At 68.9% G+C, this 8129-nt stretch carries 9 protein-coding genes and 4 pseudogenes; 9 read left to right on the top strand and 4 right to left on the bottom strand.

The features are described 5' to 3' along the window. Positions 1-294: 294 nt before the first annotated feature. The 4 genes and pseudogenes from IE198_RS32605 to IE198_RS32620 form a co-directional block, all read left to right on the top strand. Positions 295-678, top strand: a pseudogene (locus IE198_RS32605) (transposase); the annotation flags it as partial. A gap of 84 nt (positions 679-762) precedes the next feature. After that, entirely contained in the window at positions 763-1104 is a 342-nt protein-coding gene (locus IE198_RS32610) for an ArsR/SmtB family transcription factor (protein WP_189893226.1), read from the top strand. 3 nt (positions 1105-1107) lie between these two features. After that, entirely contained in the window at positions 1108-1614 is a 507-nt protein-coding gene (locus IE198_RS32615; protein WP_189893228.1) for an SRPBCC family protein, read from the top strand. Next, complete coding sequence (locus IE198_RS32620; RefSeq protein ID WP_189893230.1) at positions 1614-2279, top strand: dihydrofolate reductase family protein; 666 nt, start codon at positions 1614-1616, stop codon at positions 2277-2279. The genes IE198_RS32615 and IE198_RS32620 overlap by 1 nt, the downstream gene beginning before the upstream one ends. Positions 2280-2284: 5 nt before the next feature. Here IE198_RS32620 and IE198_RS35870 read toward each other — a convergent pair. After that, positions 2285-2490: pseudogene (locus IE198_RS35870) on the bottom strand (ISL3 family transposase); the annotation flags it as partial. Positions 2491-2699: 209 nt separating this feature from the next. Between IE198_RS35870 and IE198_RS35875 the strand changes: the two are divergent. Further along, positions 2700-2807, top strand: a pseudogene (locus tag IE198_RS35875) (recombinase family protein); the annotation flags it as partial. A 123-nt stretch (positions 2808-2930) separates the two neighbouring features. Here the strand turns inward: IE198_RS35875 and IE198_RS32630 are convergent. Further along, positions 2931-3305, bottom strand: a complete 375-nt coding sequence (locus IE198_RS32630) for a VOC family protein (RefSeq protein WP_189893232.1) — start codon at positions 3303-3305, stop codon at positions 2931-2933. Positions 3306-3370: 65 nt separating this feature from the next. On the opposite strand from IE198_RS32630, the gene IE198_RS32635 reads away from it, so the two are divergent. Then, positions 3371-4321 (top strand): helix-turn-helix transcriptional regulator, encoded by a 951-nt coding sequence (locus tag IE198_RS32635; protein ID WP_189893234.1) that lies wholly within the window; start codon positions 3371-3373, stop codon positions 4319-4321. A 110-nt stretch (positions 4322-4431) separates the two neighbouring features. Here the strand turns inward: IE198_RS32635 and IE198_RS32640 are convergent, their stop codons facing one another. Then, positions 4432-4647, bottom strand: coding sequence for a hypothetical protein (locus IE198_RS32640; protein ID WP_189893236.1), 216 nt, complete (start codon positions 4645-4647; stop codon positions 4432-4434). A 429-nt stretch (positions 4648-5076) separates the two neighbouring features. On the opposite strand from IE198_RS32640, the gene IE198_RS32645 reads away from it, so the two are divergent. Next, on the top strand, positions 5077-5586 hold the full coding sequence (locus IE198_RS32645; protein ID WP_189893238.1) for a hypothetical protein: 510 nt from the start codon (positions 5077-5079) through the stop codon (positions 5584-5586). A gap of 216 nt (positions 5587-5802) precedes the next feature. Here the strand turns inward: IE198_RS32645 and IE198_RS32650 are convergent, their stop codons facing one another. Continuing rightward, on the bottom strand, positions 5803-6399 hold the full coding sequence (locus tag IE198_RS32650) for a TetR/AcrR family transcriptional regulator (protein ID WP_189893240.1): 597 nt from the start codon (positions 6397-6399) through the stop codon (positions 5803-5805). A gap of 167 nt (positions 6400-6566) precedes the next feature. Here IE198_RS32650 and IE198_RS32655 point away from each other — a divergent pair, with 167 nt between their 5' ends. Beyond that, a complete protein-coding gene (locus IE198_RS32655) occupies positions 6567-7535 on the top strand; it encodes an alpha/beta hydrolase family protein (protein ID WP_189893242.1) in 969 nt (322 codons plus the stop codon). A 9-nt stretch (positions 7536-7544) separates the two neighbouring features. Continuing rightward, a pseudogene (locus IE198_RS32660) lies at positions 7545-8034 on the top strand (transposase); the annotation flags it as partial. Positions 8035-8129: the final 95 nt, after the last annotated feature.

Below are 8129 nucleotides of genomic sequence, written 5' to 3' on the forward strand. Positions count from 1 at the left end.
CGCACGTTGATGCTTCGAGTGCGCGCGTCCGTCCTCGACTCGGCCGACGCACCACAGCGGCTGACCGGCGAATGCCTCACCATGCCGACTTCACTACCCGAGCTGATCCCTGCGGAACAACGGGTTGAGCTTCGACGCTGCGTTGGGTGATCCGCCGGCTTGTCAGTCAAGCCAAACGATGTAGTGACGTACAGGCGCCGTCCGGACCGATTGATCCAGTAGACGGTGCTGAGCTGGCCGACGGACGCGACGTCTTCGCCTTCGGGGTCCCGGCTGTCCCAGGCCGGGAAGGACCACAACGCCGAGGACCGCCGACACTCCGAGCAGGCGATCGTGGCGTTCGCCAAGACCTATGGCGCAAAGTTCCCCAAGGCCGTTGCGAAGATCACCGACGACCGCGAGGAGCTGCTGGTCTTCTACGACTTCCCCGCCGAACACTGGATCCATCTGCGAACGACAAACCCCATCGAATCAAGCTTCTGGAGGGTCAGGCTCCGGACGAAGGTCACCCGCGGCGCCGGCAGCCCGGCCGCCGCCCTCACTGTTCAAGCTCGTCGAGTCCGCTCAGGAACGCTGGCGGGCCATCAAAGGGGCGCACCTCGTGGCGCTGTTCCGTTCCGGCGCGCCCCGTTCGAAGAGGGCGCCCTGATCGAGCGGAAGGAGGTCACTGCAGCCTGATCAAGCATGCAATCGTCATCCGACAAGACTCCCCCGATTCCCAACCGGCTTGATGTATTCCGATATAGGAATATGATGGCTGCCATGGCACGAGCAGCAACGACGTCGGACGCGTTCAACGCGATCGCCGAGCCGCAGCGCCGGGACATCCTGGCGCTGCTGCGGGCGGGTGAGCGGCCGGTGACCGACCTGGCCCAGGAGCTGGGGATGAGCCAGCCGCGGGCGTCCAAACACCTGCGGGTGCTTCGGGAGGTGGGGCTGGTGCGGGTCCGCGGGGCGGGCAAGCAGCGCCTCTACGGCCTGGACGCCCGCGGGCTGCGGCCGGTCCACGAGTGGGTCGGCGGATTCGAGCGGTTCTGGAACGAGAGTTTCGACCGGCTGGACACCTACGTGCAGGACCTCAAGCAGACACAGCAGGAGGAATGACCGATGGCAGGAGCAAGGCAACAAGCGCGGGCGGAGCCGGCGACGGCCGACCGGGAGATCGTGATCTCCCGGGTCATCGACGCCCCGCGGGAGCTGGTGTTCGAGGCGTTCACCGAAGTCCCGCACCTGTCGCGGTGGTGGGGTCCGGAGGGGTTCACCACCACCACGCGGTCCTTCGAGTTCCGCGAGGGCGGGGAGTGGGACTTCGTGCTGCACGGGCCGGACGGGACCGACTACTCGGAGTGGATCCGCTGGCTGCGGATCGCCCCGCCGGAGCGGATCGCGCTGCTGCACGGTGAGTCCCGCGACGACCCGAACGCCTTCGAGTCGGTCCTGACCTTCGCGCCGGACGGCGCGGCGACCCGGATCGTGATGCGCACGGTGTTCCCCACCAAGGAACTGCGCGACGAGGCGGTCGAGAAGTACCACGCGATCGAGGGCGGCCAGCAGACCCTGAGCAGTCTGGCGGCCTACGTCACCGACCCCACGCGGAAGGGGGCGGAGGGCTGATGGCCGGGAAGGTGTTCTTCAACGTGACGATGTCGCTGGACGGCTTCATCGCGCCCGAGTCCGTGCCCGTTGACGACTTCTTCGCGCCCGATAAGCGGGACGACCCGGCCGTTCAGCGCTGGATGGCGCAGTGGACGGAACTGCAGCAGTGGGCCTTCCCGCTGCGGTTCTTCCGGGAGAACCTGAAGCTCGGCGAGGGCGGCGAGGAGGGCCGCGACAACGACATCGCGCGGGAGACGTTCGAGCGCACCGGCGCGAGCGTCATGGGCAAGCGCATGTTCGACCTCGGCGAGCAGGCATGGCCGGAGGAGGCGCCCTTCCACACCCCGGTCTTCGTCGTGACGCACACCAAGCGTGACCCGTGGGAGCGGCCCGGCGGCACCACGTTCCACTTCGTCAACAACGGCATCGAGCACGCCCTCGACCAGGCCCGCGAGGCCGCCGGCGACCACGACGTCCGCATCGCCGGCGGCGGCGCCACGATCCTGGAGCACCTGAACGCCGGCCTGGTCGACGAGTTCTCGATCACGCTGTCACCGGTGCTTTTCGGCGCCGGCACCCGCCTGTTCGACGGCGTGGACGCGTCCAAAATCGCGCTGGAGCCGGTCCGTTCGGAGCCGTCGTCGCGGGTGACGCACCTGACCTACGCCGTGCACCCACGGTAGCCGCGCAGGCAGCCGGTGAAGCCGAGGGCCTTGATCTCTTCGAAGAGATGCGGCGACGGGGACGGCGGGGTCCTCTGCCCGACGTTTGCGCAGGTGCTCGCCGTAGGGATCGACAAGACTGCCGCGATACTTGGGCACGCGGAGCATGCGCTGGCAGGTCGGCGCGGGCGTAGCGTTTGACGGTGTTCAGGGCGACTTGCAGTCGGCGGGCGCCACTGGAGCAGGCCGACGGCCATGGTCGGCGCATTGCCGAGGATGCGCAGCAGCCCGAGGACGACCCGCAGAAGCTGATCACCGCGGCGTGCCTGCACGGGCTGTACGCCCAAGCTGTGCGACGACGTCGACGCCCTGGACAACGACCGACCCGCATCACGGAGATGGCGCGCAAGGTTGCCGCAGAGCCTCCAAGCCCTCATCAACATGGTCGCCGAGCTCCGCGAACGCCAGATCGGCTTCACCTCGCTGCACGAAAACCTCGACACCACCCCAGGCGGCCGGCTGGTCTTCCATGTCATCGCCGCCCTGGCCGAGTTCATCCGCGAACTCAGCGTCCTCGGCAAGCACAAGGGCCTGGCCGCCGCCCCCGCCCGCGTCGGCGGGCGCCCCACCGTCGCCACCCCCGAGTCATCCGGGCAGCATGCGGAGACGGGCTCAGATTCCGTGCGTCGACAGGCAGAAGGGATGACCCGCCGGGTCCAGGAGCACCCGCCACACGTCCGGCCGCGGCTGGAAGGAAGGCAGAACGGCGCCCAGGGCGAGCATCCGCTCCTGCGCGGCGTCCAGGTCCTCGACGCCCAGTTCGAGGTGGGCCTGCTTGCTGTGGGCGGGGTCAGGCCAGGCCGGCGGCCGGAAGCCGGCCTGGCGGACGAAGCCGAGCCCCGGGGCTCCCTCCCGCCCCAGCAGGACGAAGTCGTCGCTGTGGTACAGCACGGGCAGGTCCAGGGCATCGCCGTAGAAGCGGGCCAGCTCGGCCGGGTCAGGACAGTCGAGGTCGAAGGAAAGCAGACGGATCTCTGGGTTGCTCATGGGACCGGACCGTAGGCCATGACCCTGACAGGACGCGTCCTGGTCATAGGGAACACTGGGGGATTGTGATCAGGACCTCCGCCCGTCTGCTGCGCTTGGTGTCGCTGTTGTCCGTGCGCCCCGAATGGACCTGCCGTGAACTGGCCGAGCGCATGGCGGTCACCGACCGCACAGTCCGCCGGGACATCGCCCGGCTGCGGGACCTGGGCTACGGAGTCGAATCCGCGCCCGGCCCCTGGGGCGGCTACCGGCTCAGCCCCGGTGCCCGGATGCCACCGCTGGTACTGGACGACGAAGAGGCCCTGGCCGTCGCCGTCGCACTGCGCGAGGCCGCGCTCAGCGGAGTCCTCGGCACCGGGCAAGCCGCCCTCTCCGCGCTGCTCAAGCTCCGCCAGAGCCTGCCCACACACCTCGCAGACCAGCTGAACACACTGGACGGCACACTCGAACACACCCCCCGCTCCGGCGAACCGCAGATCGACACACCTCTGCTGCTGGAACTGGCGCGAGCCTGCCACAGCACACTGCGCACCACCCTCTCCTACCGGGACCACACCGGCCGGGCCTCCGTGCGAGCCGTAGACCCATACCGCCTGGTCCACACCGGCCTGCGCTGGTACCTGGTCGCCCGGGACGTCACCAAACAGGAATGGCGCACATTCCGCGCCGACCGGGTGGTGAGCGTACGCCCCACCACCGAACCAGCCGACCTGACCGATCCGCCCGACGCCGCAGCACTGGTCTCCCGGGGGATCGCGAGCGTCGTCTACCCCGTATACACGACGATCCGCCTTCCGCTCCCCCTCCACCGCGCCCTGCAAGAGATTCCACCCACCATCGGCACACACAACCCTGACGGCCCCGAAGCCACCGTGGTCGAGATCGGCGGCAACAGCACCGACGGCCTCGCCGCCTACCTCCTCAGCCTGGCCACACCGCTCACCGTGCTGTCCCCGGACGAGGTACGCCAGGCGCTCATCCGCCACGCCCACGCTCTCCTGACAGCCAACCGCTGACAGCGACGAACATCAAGGCGAAAGAGACGGAGAGACTTCACCGCGAGTCACCTTGAAACGCTGCAGTCAGTAACAGCTGTACCGGTGTTCCCCAAGACCAGGCAGCCGCCTCACCCATACGACGCGAGGGCTCCGCAAGAGGGCCCAACCTGCTGCTGTGCGCTCGCGCCGGCCAGCGCCTGCCGATACCGCCGCATCTCCTGCTCTGCTTCCGCCCGCCCGTCGACCGCGCACGCCACCAGGAAGGGAGCTCCGCTCTCCCCGCCCTCGACCGCGAACCCACCGTCGGCACCGCCGAACTCCCTGCGCCCGGTCTTCCACAGCACGTTGCGGATCTCCTCGGCGTTCCGGTCCCGAACCGTCCACAACGGGCAGGAACCCCGCCCGTACCCGAACTACGGCCCGCTGCCTTCACGTTCAGCGATTCCCATACCCGCCGGCGCAGGTACCGGAGCGGACAGCCGTCCGGCCGTCGCTGCACCCAAGACCGCTCCGACCACCGAGAGCGGCAGGACGCCCTCCCACCCAAGGAGACGCATCCCAGCGGCGCCCTCAGTACGTACCTGCAACCCGGTGATGGTGGTCTCAGACCATCCACGGCCCTCGTCGCACGCCATGCCTCATCATCTACGCGGCCTGGTCGGATTCGCCCCGGACACTCCGAGAGCGCCCTTCGCGCTCATGGCTGATTGGCTCGGTCCGCAAGAACGAGCAGCACTTCGACAGGGGTTCGGGAGGCAGCCGGGCGCCGTCTGATGACCCGCGACGACGCCCTCAAGCAGCTCAGCGACATCGCGCGCCAGAGGGCATTCGGCAGGCACGTCGGGTCTGACCGGCTCATCCAGGCAGGGCTGGACGCGCTGGTTGCTGGGGTCGAAAGCCCCTCCCTCGCCATGCTGGCCGGCCTCCTCCGGAGCGAAGAGCCCGAAGCGCCAGAGCTCTTCGATCAAGTACTGGAGGAACTGGGACTGCTCTTCCACCCGCCCGCTGACCCCCGGGCCGCGAAGTGGGCGGCGGCCTACTGGACCGCCAGCCAGATCGCCGACGGCTCCCTCGATCCCGCCACCGGCACCCACCACATCTGGTCAGACATCGCCTATGACCTCGGCTACCCCGAAGAGCTGGAACCGCTTGTCCACTGCGCCCACAACCTGGCCGGCTGGGAGGAGAGCTGGGGAGTCGCCTTGGAGGAACTTGACCGGGAAGCGGTCGAGGCAGCGAAGCAGTTCCTGAGCAAGCAATCGGCCGCAGAGGCGGGGAACTGACCACCCGTTCGTTCGCGCCACCGGATCGCTCCACCCCCAACCGAGCCGCTCCCTCAGCGTGCCCGCACCACAGGCGGTGAGCCAGAACCTGAGAAGCGACAGCACCAGCTCACGGGCACTGCCGCATGGCGGCGTCTTCGGCTGTGGAGAGGCGGCCGCTCGGATCGCGGGGAAGTCGCGGAGGACCCGACCAGACCGCGATGTCGCTCGCCGGCATCAGGACGCGTGAGGTCGCTGGAGTCCCTGGAGGAGGAGAGCGATCAGGCGTCGGGGGTCGTAGCGGGGGTCGTTGTCGCGTCCGATGCAGAGGTTGCCGATGCCGCGCATCAGCTCGTACGGCTGCATGCCGGGCCTGATGTCGCCGGCCTCGACCGCAGCGTCGAGCAGGTGTGCGCAGACGGGCAGCAGGCGGTCGAGGAAGTAGGCGTGCAGCGCGGCGAAGCGGTCGCTGTCGGACTGCAGGGCGTCTGCGAGGCCGTGCTTGGTGACCAGAAAGTCGACGAAGAGGTCGACCCACTGGCGCAGCGCCTCGAACGGGGAGTCGGCACTGGCGAGCAGGTTCGGGCCGGCCTCGGCGCATGCCTCGATCTGGTGGCGGTAGACGGCGGTGACGAGATCCGCCCGGGTCGGGAAGTGGCGGTAGATCGTGGCCATCCCGACGCCCGCCCGGGCCGCGATCTGGCGGATCGGCGCGTCGACGCCGGAGGTGGCGAACACGTCGGCGGCGGCAGCGAGCACCGTCTGCCGGTTGCGCTGCGCGTCGGCCCGCTTGCCTCGGGCCGGCGACGCCCCTGCAGGGCTCTCGGTGGCCATCACGAAGTCCTTCCACACCGATTGACAAAACGGAGCGGCGCTCCGGATACTAAATGGAGCAGCGTTCCGCTTCAGCTTATCCGAAGCGGGACGCTCCTGACCGCCTTGTCCGTCGCCGGCCGCACGAGACCGGCGGACGCAGGTGCCACTGAAAGGGAATCCACATCGTGAGCACGTCCACTTGCCCCAGCGCCAACACCTTGGGCACGCCCGTCCCGGTCCTGTCCTTCAGCCCCGTAGTCCTCTCCGTGCCCGGACGTCCCGTGGACCTCCACGTGCGCGTCTCCGCACCCGCGACCGGAACCGGCCTCCCCGTCCTCCTCCTCTCCCACGGTCACGGCCGCTCGAACCACCTCTCCTCGCTCAACGGCTACGCGCCGCTCGCCAACTTCTGGGCCGCCCACGGATTCGCCGTCGTCCAGCCCACCCACCTCACCTCCCGGACACTGAGCCACCTGGTCGCCGACGCACCCGGCGCGCCCGACTTCTGGCGCTCCCGCGCCGAGGACATGACTCACATCCTCGACCGGCTCGACGTGATCGAGCGCACCGTGCCGCAACTCGCCGGACGGGTCGACCCCAGCAAGGTCGCCCTCGCCGGACACTCGCTCGGCGGCTTCACCGCCGCCCTCCTGCTGGGCGCCGGGATCACCGATCCCGACACCGGGAACGTGGTGCACCTCGTCGAGCCCCGGATCAAGGCGGGCGTGCTGCTTGCCGCGCCCGGCAGAGGTGGCGAAGTCCTCAACGGGCCCATGGCCGAGCAGTGGCCGATCATCGGGGCCGTCGACTTCTCCAGCATGACCGCACCCGCCCTGGTCGTCGCCGGCGACAAGGACGACTCCCGGCACTTCACCGACATGGGGCCGCACTGGCACGCCGACCCCTACACCCTGGCCCCCGGCCCCAAGACCCTGCTCACCCTGTTCGACGCGGAGCACGGACTTGGCGGGATCGCCGGATACGACGCCGCCGAGACCACGGACGAGAACCCCGAGCGAGTCGCCGCCCTCGCCCGGCTCACCGCGGCCTACCTCCACACCCAGCTTCACCCCGGCGCCGCCGCTGCGTGGCAGACCGCGTGCGAGGCGCTGACCACCGGCCCCGACCCGGTAGGACGAGTCGAATCGAAGTAGGCCCCCACTCTCTGGCCGTGGACCATCGTGCAGACCTGCGTGGTGCATCTGCTGCGGAACTCTTTCCCTATGCGGCCCGTCAGGACTGGGACAAGATCGCCAAGCTTCTCAAGCCCGTCTACACGGCCCCGACCGAGGAAGCCGCCCTGGAGCGGTTCGCGGAGTTCGCCGATGCCTGGGGCAGGAAGTATCCGGCGATCGTGAAACTGTGGGAGAACGCCTGGGAGGAGTTCACTCCGTTCCTGCGGTTCGACACCGAGATCCGCCGCATCGTCTGCACGACGAACGCGATCGAGTCGGTGAACGCGCGGATCCGCCGGGCGGTCAAGGCCCGCGGACACTTCCCCAACGAGCAGGCCGCCCTGAAGTGCTCTACATGGCGATCATGTCCCTCGATCCCGCAGGCAAGGGGCAGGCCCGCTGGACCATGCGCTGGAAGACCGCACTGAATGCCTTCGACATCACCTTCGACGGCCGCCTGTCGGCAGCCCGCCAGTAACCTCAACTGCCTCAGTTACACCGATCGTTTGGCTCTGTTCCGTAGTCGGTGGTGACGGCTGGTGACGGGCGTCGTTGACGTTGTATGCGAGATAT

It is taken from the genome of Streptomyces xantholiticus, assembly GCF_014651015.1.
GTDB lineage: Bacteria > Actinomycetota > Actinomycetes > Streptomycetales > Streptomycetaceae > Streptomyces > Streptomyces xantholiticus.